The sequence below is a fragment of the Pyxidicoccus fallax genome, assembly GCF_012933655.1.
In the GTDB taxonomy this organism is placed as follows: domain Bacteria; phylum Myxococcota; class Myxococcia; order Myxococcales; family Myxococcaceae; genus Myxococcus; species Myxococcus fallax.
The window spans coordinates 41,036-59,506 of record NZ_JABBJJ010000021.1 but is presented as its reverse complement, the minus strand read 5'-3'; the positions used below and the strand labels follow the sequence as shown (position 1 = coordinate 59,506).

Genomic DNA, 18,471 nt, shown 5'->3' with positions numbered 1-18,471 from the left:
GGACACGGTCAGCCGACCTGCGCGAGCGCGCCATTCACCAACGCCGAGGGTGTGGCGGGCACACGCATGTCGGGAGGCGGCAGGTAGCCCACCGCGATGCAGTGCTCCAGGTACACGGGGATGAGCTGCGCGATGGTCGGGCAGTCGATTCCCACCGGCCCGAGGATGCTCCGCGTATACGCGCAGTTGGCGTACGAGCTCTCCTCGTAGTGGATCTTCCCGAAGATCTCGACGCCGTACTTGAACATCTCCAGCGTCTGGCTGTCGTACGGCGTGTTCGTCCCCTTGCGCAGGATGCGCCGCTCGTTGGCGAGGCGGAAGTAGTCGTCGATGGGGGTGAACTGGATGTCGTAGCCGAAGTCACGCAGGTGGTTGACCACGTCGTAGTAGCGGCGGATGTCGGGGTTGGTCAGGTGGTACGTCTCCCGGTAGGACGGCCGCTTCAGCGCGAGGTGGATCATCGCCGCGCTCACGTAGTCCACGGGGGTGATGTCCCAGTGCACCGGCGACATCATCGACAGTCCCGACTCGATGACCGTCTTGAAGATGTCGTAGTAGACGCCCTTGACGCTGACCTCGGCGAACGGATACCGGCCGTTGCGCCCGTCACCCATGATGTTGCCCGGGCGGAAGATGTTCCACACGAGCCCCCGCTCCGTCGCCGCGCGGATGAGCTTCTCGGCCTGGTACTTCGTCTCCTGGTAGGGCAGGTGGTCGTAGCCCTGGCCCATGTCCAGGTCTCGCTCGGTGAACGGCGGGTTGTTGAAGTTGAGCCGGTCGCCCAAGGCGCTGAAGCTCGACACGTAGACCATGTACCGATGCTTCGTCAGCAGCGCGAAGTCGATGACCCGGCGCGTGCCCTCGACGTTGATGGGCGCGAGCGCCTCGTAGAACGTCACGAGCGTCGTCTTGCCGGCGGCGTGGAACGTGACGTCGGTCTCCGCCGCGAGGCGCGCGTAGGCCGCGGTGTCCAGGCCGAAGCGGTCCAGCGTGACGTCACCGAGAATGGGCGTGACGCGCTCGTGGAACGCCTGGGTGAGGCGCCCCTGCGGGTCGTACGTCTCCAGGAAGTACTGGATGCGGCGCTTCGCCTGTTCCACGGACTCGCCTCGCACGAGGCAGGCGATGCGCGCGTTCGTGGTGTCGAGCAGGTCATGCAGGAGCTTGCCGCCGAGCACGCCCGTCACACCGGTGATGAAGATGTTCTCCACCTGGAATGGCGTCTCGCGGGTGAGCTTCTCCGAAGCGAGCGTGACGGTGGGCGCGGCGGGGGCCGCGCTGGCGTGAGTGCTCGGTGTCGGCGCGGCGGGCGCCATGTCCTCCTGGATGTAGCCGGCGTCGACCACGTGGCCCACGAAGGAGCGGATGGTGTTGTACTCCTGCATCGCCGTCGCCGGGACGCGGGCTCCGTAGAGCTTCATGAGCCGGTTGAGCATGCGGACCGACGCCACGGAGTCGAAGCCGAAGTCCATGAAGTCGGCGTCCACGTCGAGTTCGGACTCGGGGAGCTTCGTCAGCTCCGCGAAGATGCTCTTCACCTGGGCTTCCAGCCGCGTCCGGAAGTCGCCGCTGGCCGGAGAGGCGGCCGAGGCCACCGCGCCCGGTGCCGATCGCCCCGAAGCGCTCCCTGCGTTGCCCGGCTCACCGGCCGCCGGTGCCGCTCGCATCGAAGCACCTCCTGCGCTCGCGGGCTCACGAACGGCCACATGGCCCACTCGCGTCGAGGTGTCTCCGGCGCTCGCGGGCTCACGAGCGGCCACATGGCCCACTCGCGTCGAGGTGTCTCCGGCGCTCGCGGGCTCACGAGCGGCCACATGGCCCACTCGCGACGGGGCGCTTCCAGCATTTCCAGGCTCGGACCGGGTCGTGGCCTGCGTCGCGACCGCGGTGGCGGGCAACCGCGGCGCCGCGCCCTGGCGTTGGAACTCCTCGGGCACAATCCAGTAGCGCTCCCGCGCGAACGGGTAGGACGGCAGGCTGACGATGCGCCCGCGCCGTGGGCCGCGCAGCGCCTCCCAGTCGATGAGCCATCCCTGGCTCCAGAACTCCGCGAGCCGCGTCAGGTACCCACGCTCGTGGAGGTTCCGCAGGTACTCGCGATCCGGCTCGGCCTCGCCCGGGAGGTCGTCCGCGTCGCGGTGCGTGCGCGCCACGCCGACGAAGGCACCCTGCGCCTTCCGGCCACCAACGAAGTCCTCCAGCCGGGCGATGAGGTCCTCGTGCGACGACGCCACCAGCGCGAGCCGGTGCTCGAAGGCCTCGCGGCCCACCATCAGCGTCCAGGCGATGTCCGCGAGCGGCGTCCGCAGCCCCCGGCTGGAGCGGAGGAACCGGAGCAGGTTCCGCGCGGCCTCCTGGAGGCGCTCCTCGCGGCGCGCCGACAGCAGGATGAGCTGCGGCCCGCCCGCCGGCCTCGCCGTGCTCACGGGTTCGAGGTGCTCCTCGATGATGACGTGGGCATTCGAGCCACCCGCGCCGAACGAGCTCACCGAGGCGAGGCGCGGCTGCCCCTCGTCTCCGCCTCGGCCGCGCGGCCAGGGCTGGACGTCGCGGACGACGTAGAAGGGGCTGGAGTCGAAGTCGATGTTGGGGTTCAGCGTCTGGGAGTGCAGCGAGGGCACCAGCGTCTCGTGCTGGAGCTGGAGCAGCGTCTTCACGATACCGGTCGCCCCGGCGGCGGCCTCCAGGTGGCCGATGTTCGACTTCGCCGACCCGATGGCGCAGTACCGCCGGTCCTGCGTGAAGCGGCGGTACGCCTTCGTCAGCGCCGTGATTTCGATGGGATCCCCGAGCGAGGTGCCCGTGCCATGGGCCTCGACGTAGCTCAGGTCCCGAGGGTCGACCCGCGCCTGCTCCAGCGCCTCGGTGATGAGTTCGGCCTGGGCGTTCGGGCTCGGCACGGTGAAGCCGTTGGTGTGGCCACCGTGGTTGATGGTGCTGGCCCGGATGACGCCGTAGATGCGGTCGCCATCCTCGCGAGCATCCTGGAGGGGCTTGAGGATGAGCGCGACGACGCCCTCGCCGGGGACGTAGCCGTCACCGCCGGCACCGAACGAGCGGCAGCGGCCGTCGCTGGAGGCGAAGCGGCCGTAGGACATGAGCAGGTACTTGCCTGGGTGGATGGACACATTCACCCCGCCCGCGATGGCGTAGGCGCACTCGCCGCGCCGCAGGCTCTCGCAGGCCAGGTGGATGGCGGTGAGCGACGCCGAGCACGCCGTGTCCACGGCGAAGCTCGGGCCGTTGAACCCGAAGTGGTAGGAGACGCGGTTGGGGACGGCCCAGTACCCGGCGATGGGGATGTCGACGAAGAAGCTGTACTCGCCGTAGATGACCCCGGCGAACACGCCCGCGTCCTTCTTTCCCCGGGCCTTGGCGCTCGCGGCGAGGCGGCGGGGCGTGTACCCCGCGTCCTCCAGGGCGGCCCACGACGTCTCCAGGAAGAGGCGCTGCTGCGGGTCCATCGTCTCCGCTTCCTTCGGAGAGATGTTGAAGAAGCGCGGGTCGAACTTGTCGACGTCGGAGAGGAAGCCTCCCCACTTCGCGTAGGTGGTGCCGGGCTCGTCCTTGTCGTCGCTGAGGTACTGGCCGTGGTCCCAACGCTCCCGGGGAACCTCGACGATGCCGTCTCGCCCGGCGAGGAGGTTCTCCCAAAGCTCGTCGTTGTCGCGGGCCATGGGGTAGCGCCCCGCCATGCCGATGATGGCGATGTCCTGGATGTCCTGCTTCATGGTGCCTCGTTCGGGGGAGGGGCTTCGCGCCGGCCGCGGCTCGGGCGAGGGTGGGGGAGGACTGACGGGCGCGGCTGGCGGCGGCACCGGCGTGGAAGGAACGTTCGTTCCACCGGAGCGCCCGTCGAGCACGGCGACGAGTCGCTCCTCGTGGTGCCGCGCGAGGTAGCCGGCCAGGTCGTGGAGGGTCTGGTACTCGAAGAACAGCGTCTTCGGCAGCGGGCCGAAGGACGCCTCGAGCTGCTTGTTGAACTGGTTGATGAGGACGGAGTCGATTCCGTAGTCCTGCAGGGGCGTGCGCGTCCGCAGACGCTCCGGCGGGAGCCGGAACGCCTCGGCGAGCGAGCGCTTCATGTAGTCCGTCGCCCGGCGGCGCAGGTCCTCGTCGATGACCTTCGCCTCGGGAGTGGAACGCGGTGGATTCATGGAAGGCTCTTTCACCTGCGGAGGAGGGAGGACCGGAGCGCTCGCGAGCTGCCCGGCCAGTTCGGAAAGGGAGGTCCCGACGGAGAACACGTCCGTCCGGAGGTCGGTGCCCAGCTCGCAGTTCAGGTGCTCGACCAGCGCGGCGCGGGTCACCTCGTCGAAGCCGAGCTCCTCGGATGGAGCATGGAAGTCCAGCTCCCCGGCCGCCACGCTGAGCTGCTCGGAAGCGGCACGCAGAAGCACCGAGGCGAGTTGCTCGCCGCGCGCGCCACCGGCTTCTTGCGCGGCGAGCCTCGGCCGCGCGTCAGTCCCGGCGACGGGAGCGGGCTTCACGAGGGGCACTGCGGTGAAGGCTGGGGCAGGGGACGTCCGAGGCCCCGCCGTGGGCGACAGCGCGGAACATTCAGGCGCGGCCAGCGGTGCCTCCACGTTCCCGGTGGGCTCAGGGGAGGGAGCCATCACGGGTCGCGAAGCCAGGGGGAGCACACGTGTCGATGCCACCTCTGGAAGCCAGCACCGCTCGGCCTCGAACGAGTACGTCGGCAGCGGGATGCGCCTGGGCGCCGTCCCCACGTAGAGGCTGGAGAAGTCCACCGCCGTGCCCGACGCCCACGCCTTCGCGCTCGCGTGCGGGTCCGCCTCCGGCGCGAGCCGAACCCGGTCGGACACCACATCCGGGTCCACGGCCCCTCGGTACAGCCCTGGAGCCTCCGCGCCCGAAGCCACGGCGGCGAGCCTCGTCCGCAGCTCCTCCACCGAGCCCACCACGAGCGCCATCCGGTGCTCGAACGGGGCGCGCCCCATCTGGAGCGTGGACGCCAGGTCGGCGAGGTCGGTGCCGGGATGGTCCGCGACGAACTGGCCGAGCTCCGTCGCGTACCGGCGCAGCGACGCCTCCGTGCGGGCCGACAGCGGGACGAGCACCTGCCGCTGTCCGCTCATTCGAGGCCGAGAATCCGGGTGCTCCTCCACCACGAGGTGGCAGTTCGTCCCGCTGAAGCCGAACGAGCTCAGCGCCGCGCGCCGGGGACCGGTGCTCTCCCAGTCTCGCGGCTCCGTGTTCACGTAGAACGGCGACGCCTCGAAGTCGATCAGCCGGTTGGGCGTGTGGAAGTGCAGCGATGGAGGCAGCCGCCGCTCGCGCAGCGCGAGCAGGACCTTGATGAGGCCGGCGACTCCCGCCGCGTGGGACGGGTGGCCGATGTTCGACTTGATGGAGCCGATGGCACAGAACCGGCGCCGGTCGGTGTACCGGCGGAACGCCGCGGTGAGCGCCTCGATTTCAATGGGGTCGCCCAGCTTCGTCCCCGTGCCATGCGCCTCGACGTAGCCGATGGATTCCGGGTGGATGCCGAAGCGCTCGTACACCTCCAGCTCCAGCTCCGTCTGGGACAGGGAGCTGGGCGCGGTGATGCCGTTCGTCCGCCCGTCCTGGTTCACCGCGATGCCCTTGATGACCCCGTGGATGAAGTCTCCGTCGGCGATGGCGCGCACGAGCGGCTTGAGGACGACGACTCCCGCTCCCTCGCCAATCACGAAGCCGTCGCCGGAGTCATCGAACGCCTTGCAGCGCCCTCCGGGCGAGAGCATCCCGAGCGACGACGCGAGCAGGTGGTACTCGGGCGTGACGAACACGGATACCCCGCCCGCGAGGGCCAGTTCACATTCGCCACTCGCCAGGCTCTGACACGCTTGATGGAGCGCGACGAGCGACGACGAGCACGCCGTGTCCACGGCGAAGCAGGGGCCCTTCAGGTTCAGGTGGTAGGACACCCGCGCCGGCAGGATGGCCAGGCTGTTCCCCGTGAACACCTGGTTCGAGCCGAACAGCCCCCGCTCGCGGATGAGCGTCGCGTAGTCCGACGACGTCGCCCCGACGAACACCCCACAGCGGGCCCGGGCGAGGCGGCTCGCGTCCAGCCCCGCGTCCTCGAGCGCCTTCCAGCTCTCCTGCAGGAAGAGGCGCTGCTGCGGGTCCATGAAGTCCGCTTCCGCCGGGACGATGTTGAAGAAGAGCGGGTCGAACCGGTCGACATCGGTCAGATAGCCGCCCCACTTCGAGTACGTCTTCCCCAGCACCGGCGGCCACGGCTGGAAGTGGTCGGACACGTTCCACCGCTCGGGAGGAACCTCCGTCACGGAGTCACGGCCCGCGACGAGGTTCGCCCACAGCTCGCGGTAGTCCCGAGCGCCCGGGAAGCGGCCCGACATGCCGATGACGGCGATGTCCAGGGACGTACCGGACGCCGGACGCGGAGCGCTCGACACCGTGGGACGTGGCGCGGCGGGAGCAGGGGACGCGGGCGGCTCCGGAGCCACGGGCGCCTCGGCCTGCGCGCGAGCCCCCTGCGCCGCCGCATGGCGTGCCAGCGCCCGCACGGAAGGGTGGTCGAACAGCACGGTGGACTTGAGGCTCAGTCCGAACCGCGTGTTGACGCGCTCGACAATCTTCACCGCGAGAATCGAGTCGACGCCGTACTCGGAGAAGGACCGCTCGGGCCGGATGTCCTCCAGGCTGGCTCCGAGCCCCTCGGCGACGAGCGCGGCGATGGCGCGCTCCAGTGCCTCCGGCCGCTCCCTGCCCTGGGCCGCCATGGGCGCGGGCACCGGGGCAGCGGCCACCTCGGGAGTCACCGTGCTCCGCGCCGGTACGACTCCGTCGTTCTCGACGACGATGACTCGCTGGCTCAGGTCCGCGTCGGCGGAGAGGCCCGGGCCATAGGCGGTGAAGCTCCTGAAGCCGGAGCGGGTGAGCGTCTCGCGCCAACCCTCGACGGACAGGAGCGGCGAGTTCCGGATGCGCCGCTCCGGGTCGCGATAACGGTGCCAGCCATCGAGGAGCCCGAACGTCAGCGCCAGCGCCTCGGTGTTCGACGTCGCCTCGCTCAGGACCAGCAGTCCCTCCGGAGCGAGCAGCTGCTTGATGTGCCCCAGGGCGCCCTGGATGTCCGCCACAGCGTGCACGGCGTTCGCGGAGAACACCGCGTCGAAGCCATTCGCCGTGAACCCCTGGGCGATGGGGTCCTTCTCGATGTCGAGGATGCGGAAGCGGGTGAAGGGGTAGGCCCGAGAGAAGGTCTCCCGCCCGTGGGCGACGAACCCGCCGGAGATGTCGGTGTAGTGGACCTCGACCTCGGCGCCGAGGCGCGCGAGGGCTTCCAGCACCGCCCTCGACGTGCCTCCCGTCCCCGCGCCGACCTCCAGGATGCGGAACGGGCACCGTCGCGCCTGGACGGCGGTGGTGAGGAACCGGGCGACCAGGTCGTTGGTGAACGCGTACGCGCGGCTGCCCCGGTAGATGGCGCTGGTGAGCTCCAGGCTCGCGTTGGGGAAGAGCACGTCCGTGGCCGCGCGCTCGCCCCGGAGCGTTTCCGGGTACGCGTCCAGGCAGGTGTCGAGCAGGCGGAGGTAGGGCGTCATCTCCGGGAACCGCGTCAGCAGCTCCTCTCGCAGCCGTGCCGCGTCCTCTTCGGTGCCGATGACCCGGACGTGCTCTCCCTCGCGGGCAATCGCCCCGTGACGTTCGAGGACTTCCAGGCACGCGTCGAAGAGACGGCCGAACGTCTCCCGCACCCGCATCCGCTCCTTCAGCGTCCGGACGTCGGAGGTCTCTCCCTCGGCGGGGAAGCCCATCGTGCGGAAGCGCCGGTAGAGCGCGGCGGCGGCGTAGTGGCCAAGCTTCCCGTGGCCCCGCTCCAGCTCCTCGTTCGTCGGCGTGAGGCCCTGCTCGAAGGTCCGGCGGACCTGGGCGATGAAGCCCATGTCGGTCGCGGGCGTGGAGGCGGGCACGTCGATCCAGAACCGCTTCCGCTCCAGGGGCTGGCCCGGGAGCGGGATGCGCCGACGGGGCCCACCATTGAGCGCGCTCCAGTCCACGGGCGTGCCCCGGACCCACAGCGCCGCCGCGCCCTCGAAATCACCGGCCCGGTAGCGCTCCGCGAGCTCCGACGCATCACCGCAGGTCTCCGCCGTCCCCGTGAACACGCCGCTCGCGTTCCCGGCGAGGTACCGCTCCAGGCGGTCCGCCGCGTCGCCGACGTTCTCCGCGACGAGCGCGAGGCGCGCCTCCAGCGCGGGGCGGCCGGCCTGCAGGGTACGAGCGATGTTCCCGAAGTCCGTGCGGTCGGTGGTGCGCAGGTACCGGGCCATCCGCGTGACATGGACGCGCAGGCGCTCCGGCGAGCGCGCCGACAGCACGAGCAGCTCCCGCTCCCGCACCGAGGCCACGGGCCGCGTGTCGATGAACTCCTCGACGATGACGTGGGCATTCGAGCCGCCCGCGCCGAACGAGCTCACACCGGCGCGACGGGGCAGCTCGCCTTCCGGGCCGCTCGGGCGGGGCCAGGGCTCGACGACCTGGGGGACGCGGAACGGGGTCGACGCGAAGTCGATGGCGGGGTTGAGCGTCTGCGAGTGGAGCGACGGCGCGATGCGCCCGTGCCGCAGTTGCAGCAAGGCCCGCGACACCGCCGCGACCCCCGCCGCCGCCTCCAGGTGGCCGATGTTGGACTTCACCGAGCCGATGGCCAGCGGACGCGTGCGGCCAGCGAAGGCCCGGCCGAGCCCCACGACCTCCACCGGGTCACCGAGCGACGTGCCCGTGCCGTGCGCCTCGATGTACCCGATGCTGTCGGGCTCGACCTCCGACTCGTCCAGCGCGCGGCGAATGGCCTCCGCCTGCGCCACGGGGTGGGGCACGGTGTAGCCCGCCGCGCGCCCGCCGTGGTTGACGGCCGTGCCGCGGATGACGCCGTGGATGGTGTCGCCGTCCGCGAGCGCGCGCTCCAGCGGCTTGAGGAAGAGCGCCCCGACGCCCTCGCCGGGCACGTACCCGTCGCCCCCGGCACCGAAGGAGCGGCACCGCCCGTCGGACGACGTCATGTTCATCCGGCGCAGCAGCAGGTACTTGTCCGGATGGAGCAGCAGGTTGACGCCACCGGCGATGGCGGCGTCGCACTCGCCCCGCGCGATGCTGGTGCACGCCAGGTGGAGCGCCGTCAGCGACGAGGAGCAGGCGGTGTCCACCGCCATGCTCGGCCCGACGAAGTCGAAGAAGTACGAGACGCGGTTCGCCGTCGAGGAGAACAGCGACGAGGTGGCGACGGGCGCCCCCTGGCGAGCGGCGTCGGCGCCGATGAGGCGATAGTCGCCCCACATGACGCCCACGAAGACGCCGACCCGGTTCCTCGGCGCGGTGAAGTCCTCGGGCTTGTAGCCGGCGTTCTCGACGGCGGCGTAGGCGGTCTCCAGGAAGAGCCGCTCCTGCGGGTCGAGGAACGCCGCCGTCCCGGGAGGGATGCGGAAGAACAGCGGGTCGAACCTGTCCACGTCGCTCAGGAACCCGCCGAAGCGGCACAGCGGGGCGCCGTCCGTGGGGTAGGTGCCCTGGGGCCAGCGCTCCGGGGGAACCTCCGTCACCGAGTCACGCCCGGCCTCCAGGTTCCGCCAGAACTCGTCGAGGTCCGAGGCGCCAGGGTATCGGCCGCTCATCCCCACCACGGCGATGTCGAGGCGGCGGCTGGAGCGAGCAGGGGTGGAGGCAATGACGGCGCGCGGCTCACGGTGGAACTCGGGACGGGCGCGGACCTTCTCCGGCTCTCCCCAGACGAGCGCCACCTGCGCCCTGTCTCCCGCGAGGCACGCCTCGAGAAGGTCGAGCCCCTCCTCGTCGGGGAGGAGCCCGAGCCCCGCGCCCTTCCGAAGCGCCTCCGCCTGGGCGGCGGACACGCCCATGCCGCCTCCACGCCACAGCGGCAGGTTGATGCTGACCGTCCGGTGACGGTGCGCGCCTCGGAGCCGGAGCGCCTCCTGCTCCTCGGCGAGCGCGTCGAGGAAGCGATTCGCGGCCGCGTAGTCGCTCTGGCCGGGGTTGCCGGTCACCGCCGCCAGCGCGGAGAAGTACGCGACGAGCTCCAGGTCATCTCCCCGAGCGGCTCGGAGGAGGTTCAGCGCGCCGGAGACCTTGGGATGCAGGACCTCCTCCGCCGCCTTCCGGCGTGCCCCACGCATGAAGCCGTCGCGGAGCACTCCGGCCGCATGCAGGACGGCATGGAGCGCCCCGAATCGCTCGCGCGTCAGGCGCACCGCGCGCGCGGCGTCTTCCGCCGAGGACACATCCGCACGGACGTAGAGCGCGTCACCGCCCAGTGCCCGCAGCTCCGCACAGAAGGCGTCCGCCTCGGCGTCACGCTCACGACGTCCGGTCAGCACCAGCCGCGCCCCCAGCGTCGCCGCGAGGCGCCGAGCCGTCAGACGCCCGAGTCCGCCCAGTCCCCCGGTGATGAGGACCACGCTCTCCCGACGAAGCGCATGCCCCGGCCGCGGCGGCGCCAGCGGTGCGAGCCCGCGCACCTCCCTCTGTCCCTGGACGTAGCGAACCTCCGTCTCCGGTGCGTCGATGGCGGCCTCGCGTGCGGCGACCGCGAGCAGGTCCCGCTCACCCGACGCATCCACGAGGACGGAGCGGATGGCCGGACGGGGTACCTCCAGCCGCGCGGTGCGGGCGAACCCTCCCAGCGCGGCGGCCCAGGCGCGGGAGAGCCCGTCACGGTCTGGAAGGAACGCGTACAGCCGCTCGCTCACCGTCCCCACCTCGGCGAGCGCCCGTGCCAGGTCGCGGAAGGGGAGGAACACGTCCTCCAGGAAGGTGTCCTCGGGCCCGGTGGCTCCGTATCCCCACAGGTGGAGCACGGCCGAGAACGAGCGCTGCTCCGCCTGGAACTGGCGGATGAGCCGCCGCAGGTCCTCGGACGAGGAGGGATTCACGGTGAACGTGTCGCCGTGCCCCTCGAATCGCGCGCCCCGGCGCACGCGGACCACGCGCATCGCCGCCGGGATGGGCAGCGGGGGGCCGTCGCCCTCGAACACGAGCAGCGACTCCAAGGCGCGCGGCGCATCCGCGAGCACGGGAGAGGGCTCCCAGTCGAAGCCGAAGAACATCGCCTCGTCGTCCGGAGCCGCCGGAGGAAGCGCCGCCTCGGGAGCCGCGGGGCGCGCATCGCTCGCGGGTGTGGTGGCCCGCAGCGGGTACTGGTCACCGAACTGCGCGTCGAGGTAGCCCGCGAGCGCATCGATGGTCTGGTACTCGAAGAGCAGCGTCGGGTAGAGCGCCTTCCCGACGCGGCCTTCGAGCGCCTTCGCCATGCCGAGGAGATGGGACGACTCCAGACCGAGGTCGTAGAAGCCGACGCCGGCCGTGACGTCCGCGCGCGAGAGGTGGCCAATCGTCGTCACCAGGTCCATCAGGTCGTCGACGATGCGCGCGCGCCGCGTCTGGGGCCGAGGGGCGTCGGAGGCCTGGACGACCGGGGCAGGCCGCGCGTCCGGGACGGAGGGACGCGCCACCGGCGTCGTCAGCCTGCGGATGAGGTCGCTGCCGCGGACGCGCTTCACCGTGAGCCGCTCGTACTCCGCGATGAGCCGCCCATCGGCGTCGTAGAGCCTCAGGTCGGTCTCCAGGACATCGCGGTCCCTCACGGCCGCTCCCGCGCGGGCCTCCACGTACACCTTCTCGCCCGAGCGGCCCCACGCCCGGAACGCATGGATGAACATCGGGATGTACGCGCTCCCGGCCTCCACCTCCGAGTGCGGGTCGATGAACGGGATGATGGTCGACGTGTCGAGGAACGCCGGATGGAGGAAGAAGTCCTCCCGGCGGCGCAGGGCCTCGTTGCCCAGGGACAGCTCCGCGATGACGCGGTCTCCCGCGTGGTGGACCGTGCCGCGACTGCGCATGAAGTCGCGGTGCTGGATGCCCAGGCGCTCGGTGCGCTCGTAGATGGCGTCGAGCGGCACGCCCGCGCTCGCGACGCTCCGGAGCTCGGAGAGGTTCAGCGACCGCGCCATCCGCTCCGTGCCTCTCGCGTGCAGCGAGCAGGACGCGATGGCCTCCTCGCTGGAGCCCAGGTCCTGGCCGTCCTTCTCACGCCGCGAGCTGATGCGCACGCGGACGCCGTCGTTCGTGGACTCCGAGCGGAAGAAGATGCGCTGGTCGAAGCCCTCCGCCAGCGCGACGGGAGTCTCGAAGAGGATGTCGCGCAGCTCCAGCCGCTCCGGCGCGATGCCGGCGGCCGCGGCGATGCGGCAGAGCCCGTCGAGGTAGACGACGCCCGGGAGGATCCGCACGCCATGCACGCGGTGGTCGCGCACCACGGGGTCGTCGTAGCGCAGCAACGTCTGGACACTGGGGAACACGATGCTCGTCATGGCGCTTTGGCACCCTTGGAAGGGAAACGGTCCGGCCGCTCGGCCACGAGAGGCTCGAAGCGAAGGACCGGGGCGGCGTCGCCGGGCACGCTCGCGAGCGGCTCGAAGCGCAGGAGGGGCGCGTCGTTGCTCGGCGGCGGCGCGGCCGCGATGGGCACACCGGTGTCGTTCCATCGGCGTGCGGGGAGGAGATAGCTGCGCTTGTTGAAGGCGGGGGCGGGGAGCGGCGTCCGGCGCGGCTCGTACGGGCCCGCGTGCTCCTCGAGAATCATGTGGCAGTTCGTACCGCCGAAGCCGAACGCGCTGATGCCCGCGCGCCGCCGCTGTCCGCTGGCGAGCTCCCAGGGGCGCAGCTCGCGGTTGACGTAGAAGGGCGACTGGTCGAACGCGAAGCGCGGGTTGGGCCGCTCGCAGTGCAGCGTCGGCGGGAGCAGCTTCCGGTCGAGCGAGAGCGCGAGCTTCACCAGCCCCGCCACTCCGGCGGCCGAGAGCAGGTGGCCGATGTTCGTCTTCACGCTGCCGACCGCGCAGAACCCGCGGGCATCGGTCTCACGGCGGAACACCGTGGCCAGCGCCTTGAGCTCGATGGGGTCGCCAATCATGGTCCCCGTGCCGTGCGCCTCCACGTACGAGAGGTCGGCCGGTGACAGGCCGCTCTTGGCGAGCGCCGCCTCGATGACCTCGATCTGCGCCTCCATGTTCGGCGTGGTGATGCCCATGGTGCGCCCGTCGTTGTTCACGGCGGACCCACGGATGACGGCGTAGACACGGTCTCCGTCACGGAGTGCGTCATCGAGGCGCTTCAGCATCAGCGCGCCCACGCCCTCGCCGGGGACGAAGCCATTCGCGCGCTCGTCGAAGGTGTGGCAACGGCCGTCCGGCGAGAGCGCGCCCGCGGCGCTCAGCGTCAGGTAGGTGACCTCGTCGAGCAGGATGTCCACACCGCCCGCGAGGGCCGCGTCGACCTCCCGCTCACGGAGCGCCTGACAGGCCAGGTGGACGCTCACCAGCGACGAGGAGCAGGCGCTGTCGATGACCACGTTGTTGCCGCGCCAGTTGAAGTAGTCGGAGATGCGCGCGCCAATGAAGTTCTGGCCGATACCGACGATGGTGGCCTTCTCCGGCTGCTCGACACGGCTCATGTAGTTGCCGACGCGCGTGCCGACGTAGACGCCAACCCGGCGGTTCGACAGCTCGTCGCGCGAATAGCCGGCGTCGAGCGTCGCGAGCAGGGAGGTCTCCAGCATCAATCGCTGCAACGGGTCCAACAGCGGGGCGAGGGACTCGTGGATGCGGAAGTACGCGGGGTCGAACAGGTCGATGCCATCGATGAAGCCGCCCCACTTGCTGTTCGTGCGCCCCGGACCGGGCTCCGGCGAATAGAACCGGGCCGACTCCCAGCGCTCACGGGGGACTTCCCGGATGGAGCACTCGCCGCGCGCGAGGTTGTCCCAGAAGCGGTCCTTGTCCTCCGCGCCGGGGAAGCGGCAGGCGATGCCGACGATGGCGATGGGGATCGATTGAACCGTTGCTTCCGCCGCCACGGAGCGGCCAGGAGCGGCGGAGGTGGCCGGGGAGACGCGAGCCGGGTGAGGAACCTCCACCGGGACTGACCCGGCGGGTTCATCCGTGAGGGCTGGCGTGTTCGGGAGTCCTCGGGCTGGAGACGGATGAGCAGCCTCGGCGGGGGTTGCCCGGATGGGCGTTCCGATACCGGAGGCCAGGGGTACGCCGGCCGGACGGGCAATGGTGGCGGACTCCGCGCCCGCCATGGGAGGAGCGGCGGCGAAGCTCGCCGGGTAGCGCTCCGCGATCAGCGAGGAAAGGGAGTCGAGCGTCGGGTGCTCCAGCAGGAGCCCAGGCTCGAACGCCGCGCCGACGACCTTCTCGATGCGCTTCACCGCCGAGGCGATGAGCACCGAGTCCGCGCCGTACTCCTCGAAACGGACGTCGCCCCGGAAGCGTTCGGGGGCGAGCTTCAGCTCGGTCGAGAAGATATGGACGAGCGCCGCATACGCCGCCGCGCGACCATCTCCTCGTGATGCTGCCGTCTGCTGCTCTCTTTTCTCCGCGCGTGATTGAGTGGCCCCGGCAGAGACGGTGGCCCTGGCGACCGACGCTGGGGGTGTCGCGCGCTCCCGCGAGGCCGGGACGGATGGACCGGAAAGCGGGTGCATCGCGGAGTCCGACAGCGTGGCCGCGGCGAGCAACTCCGGCCGCGTCGAGCGTCCCGTCGGGACCGAAGCGCTTACCTCGGAAGCCAGGGGAGCGAGCACGGGCGTGCCGATGCAGGGCAGCACGACCGGCGCCCCCGCGATGCCCAGGGCCCCGTCGAGGAGCGCGAATCCCTGCTCGACGGTGAGCGTGGCCAGCCCGGCCTTCCGGTAGGCGTCGGTCGTCGCCTCACCGAAGCCCGTGTCGCGGAACGAGGGCCAGTTGAACGAGCGGAACCAGGTCCGCCCCCGCTGGTGCTGCACCTCCGCGAAGCGGTCGAGGAACGCGTTCGCGAGCGCGTAGTCCGACAGTCCCACCGCGAGACCGGGGATGACAGCGGAGACGGAGGAGAAGAGGACGAAGAAGTCGGGGCGCTCGTCCTCCAACAGGTCGGCCAGGACGTGGGTGCCCTCCAGCTTCGGCTCCAGCACGCGCTCGAATCCCCGGCGCGTCTTGTGGAGGAAGGCCGGACTCTCGTCGGACACCGCGCCCGCGCAGTGCAGGACACCGCCGACGGGCCCCAGCTTCGCGCGCACCTCGCCGAAGAAGCGCCGGAGCGCGGCGCGGTCCGTGATGCGTCCCGTGTAGAGGAGGACCGTCGCGCCGCGCGCTTCCAGCTCCTGGATGGCGCGGACCTTCTGCCCGTCGGATGAATCCTCCCCGGCGACCCGGGCCCACTCCGAGCGGGGCGGAAGCGCCTGCGCCCCGAGGAGCGCCAGCCGCCGTGCGCCCCTCTCGACGAGCAGGCGCGCGAACGCCGCGCCCAGCCCGCGAGTCCCGCCCGAGACGACATACGCACGGTCGGAAGTGACGGAGAGCCCCGGCGACAGCGGCACCTCCCGGAGCGTGGGCACCTCCCGCTGCCCGTTCCGGTATCGGACCTGGCGCTCGTCCGCCAGCGGGTCCGAGGAAGTGGCCGCGCCCCGAGCCGCCTCCGCCGCGAGCAGCGCGAACAGGTGCTCGGGGTCGAGGTCGCCGTGCTCCACGTCGATGCTGCGCGCGGTGACGCCGCGGTACTCGCCCGCGATGGCCGTCACGAGTCCATGGAGCGGTGCCCCGGCGAGCGTCTCTCCAGAGAGGAGCCCCGCCGTGACGTGCAGCAGGAGGAACGGAGCGGCGCCACGCTCCGCCAGCGCGCCCTGGTAGAAGCCGATGCGCCCGTACTCGACGCGACCGCCATCGTCGGCCCGGGTGAGGTCGCAGAGGTCCAGCACCCCTTCGACATCCCGGGCGCGGGTGAGCACCTCGCGGGCGAGCGCGAGCCCCGCGTCCAGGTCATCCCGGTCCAGCGAGGGACGCCCCGAAGCCGCGGCGCGCGAGACGCGACCGACCTCGATGACACGCAGCGGCTCGGGGACGAGCGTCGCGAGCGCCTGGCGGAGCGACTCGGGTGCGGAAGCATCATGGAGGATGACGAGCCGCCGATTGGAGAGGGGCACCGGCGCACCGGACAGCGGCGAGACATGCCACTCCCGCACGAGGCAGCTCGGGCGGACAGCCGAAGCCTCCGTGTCGGTCCGTGGCTCGGGCGTCACCCGCGCCGCACCGCCCGGGACCTCCTCGAGCCAGTGACGCTCACGTGCGAAGGGGTAGGTCGGCAGGGGCACCCTCTGCCCGCCGCTGGCGCGGAGCTGGCTCCAGTCAATCTCGGAGCCGGACGTCCAGAAGGACGCGAGCCGCTCCAGCTTTCCGGCGTCGAAGAGCATGCGGACGTACGCCTGGTCCTCCGCGTCGGCTCCGCGCAGGCGCGCCTGGGCGCCCGTCTCCGTTCCCGCGTACACGCCCTCCGCGAGCTCACCGCGCTCGACGAAGGCGGCCAGCTTCGCGCGCAGCTCGTCATGGTCCCGCACGAGCAGCGCGAGCCGCTCCGGCATCGCCTCCCGGGCGACCCGCAGCGTGTAGGCGAGGTCCACGAGCGGCGGAGGGGCTTCCGACAGCAGCGCCAGGTGCTGGGCCGCGTGCTCACGCAGGCGCTCGCGGTCCTTCGCGGAGAGGAGGACCAGCTCACGCCGCCCGGACTCGGCATTCACGCTCCGCCGTGTCCCCAGGTACTCCTCGACGATGACGTGCCCGTTCGAACCGCCGGCACCGAAGGAGCTCACGGCGGCGCGCCGTGGCACCTCTCCGCCGTCTGAACGAGCGGGACGACGCCACTCCTGGGCTTCACGCACGACCTGGAACGGCGTGCTCGCGAAGTCGATGTGGGGATTGGCCGGCGTGCTGTGCAGGGAGGGGACGAGCGTCCGGTGCTCCAGCTGCAGCAGCACCTTCGTCAGCCCGGCGATGCCCGCCGCGGACTCCAGGTGCCCGATGTTCGACTTCACCGAGCCAATGGGGAAGACGTCCCGGCCGGCCAGGTGCTCGCGAAAGGCCTGTGACAGCCCGGCGATCTCGATGGGGTCCCCCAGTGCCGTCCCCGTCCCGTGGGCCTCGATGTAGCTGATGGTGGAGGGCTCCACGCCCGAGCGCTCCAGCGCGCGGCGGATCAGCGCGGCCTGGGCGTTCGGGTTCGGTACGGTGAAGCCGTTCGCGTGGCCACCATGGTTGATGGCGGTCCCCTTGATGACCGCGTAGATGTGGTCACCGTCGCGCTCCGCGTCCTCCAGCGTGCGCAGCACCACGGCGCCCACGCCTTCACCGGGGACGTAGCCGTCACCACCCGCGCCGAAGCTGCGGCACCGGCCATCGCTCGAAACGAAGCGGCCCTGGCTGAGAGCCAGGTACTTGTACGGGTGGGTGGACAGGTTCACCCCTCCCGCGATGGCGAGCCGGCAGTCACCGGTGCGCAGGCTCTCGCAGGCCAGGTGGAGCGCGGTCAGCGACGACGAGCACGCGGTGTCCACCGCCATGCTCGGCCCCTGGAGGTCGAAGAAGTACGAGACGCGGTTCGCGATGGACCAGTGCGCGGAGACGGGCAGGGGGCCGCGCCCGAGACGTGCATCCTCGGCGCCGTAGAGCTGGTAGTTGCTCCACATCACCCCCACGAAGACGCCGACCTCTTCGGAGCGGATGCCGCCGCGGCGCATGCCAACCCGGGTGTAACCGGCGTCCTCCAGCGCGCCCCAGGCGGTCTCCAGGAAGAGCCGTTCCTGAGGGTCGAGGAGCTCGGCCTCTCTCGGGGAGATGTTGAAGAAGAGCGCGTCGAACTTGTCGACATCGTCGAGGAAGCCTCCCCACTTGCTGTAGGTGCCGTACGGCTTCTCGCGGTCCGGGGCGAAGTAGCGGGAGTGGTCCCAGCGGTCCTTCGGAATCTCGGTGATGCAGTCGCGCCCCTCCGCGAGGACCCGCCAGAACTCCCGGACGTTGCGCGCTCCGGGATAGCGGCCACTCACGCCGACGATGGCGATGTCGACCGGACCGGGGGAACGTCCGCCTCGCTCACGGGCCGGGGCAGAGGAGGGCGCGAGCACCGGTGCTGGGAGCCGGGGAGCGGCGGGCACCTGCTCCCGTGGCACGGAGGGGGCGGCGGGTCGCGTGTCGACGAGCTCGCGCATCCTGTCGGCGTGGTGCTCGGTGAAGTACGCCGCGAGGGCCGCGAGGTTGCCGTGCTCGAAGAAGATGGTGGGAAACAGCTCCACGCCCAGCTCGCGCTCGAGTTCCCGGGTCGCGCCGAGGAGCGACGCCGAGCTGGCCCCCAGGTTCATGAAGCCCCGGTCCACCGGAAGCTCCCCGGTGAGCTGGAGGACGCGCCGGAGCCGCTCCTCCAGGAAGCGGAGGACCCGCGCCTCGAAGTCCCCACCGGCCGCGGTGTCAGCGGAGGCGCGGGGTGCGTCCCCGAGTTCCTCCGTGCGCCCGGTGCCCGCATCGAGGCCGGCGAGGAGCCTCATGGCCTCCTCGACGGAGACTTCTCCCCGTGCGACGCGCTCGTAGATGTCCCGTTCGGTCAGACTCATGG

At 71.2% G+C, this 18,471-nt stretch carries 2 protein-coding genes; both read right to left on the bottom strand.

The window, feature by feature from the left end; all coding sequences use genetic code 11:
- Positions 1-8: 8 nt before the first annotated feature.
- The gene (locus HG543_RS06890) at positions 9-12,362 is read right to left on the bottom strand and encodes an SDR family NAD(P)-dependent oxidoreductase (protein ID WP_169343880.1); all 12,354 of its coding nucleotides are present in this window, start codon (positions 12,360-12,362) and stop codon (positions 9-11) included.
- Positions 12,359-18,469: a beta-ketoacyl synthase N-terminal-like domain-containing protein gene (locus tag HG543_RS06885; RefSeq protein WP_169343879.1), complete on the bottom strand. Its 6,111-nt coding sequence runs from the start codon at positions 18,467-18,469 to the stop codon at positions 12,359-12,361. The genes HG543_RS06890 and HG543_RS06885 overlap by 4 nt, the downstream gene beginning before the upstream one ends.
- Positions 18,470-18,471: the final 2 nt, after the last annotated feature.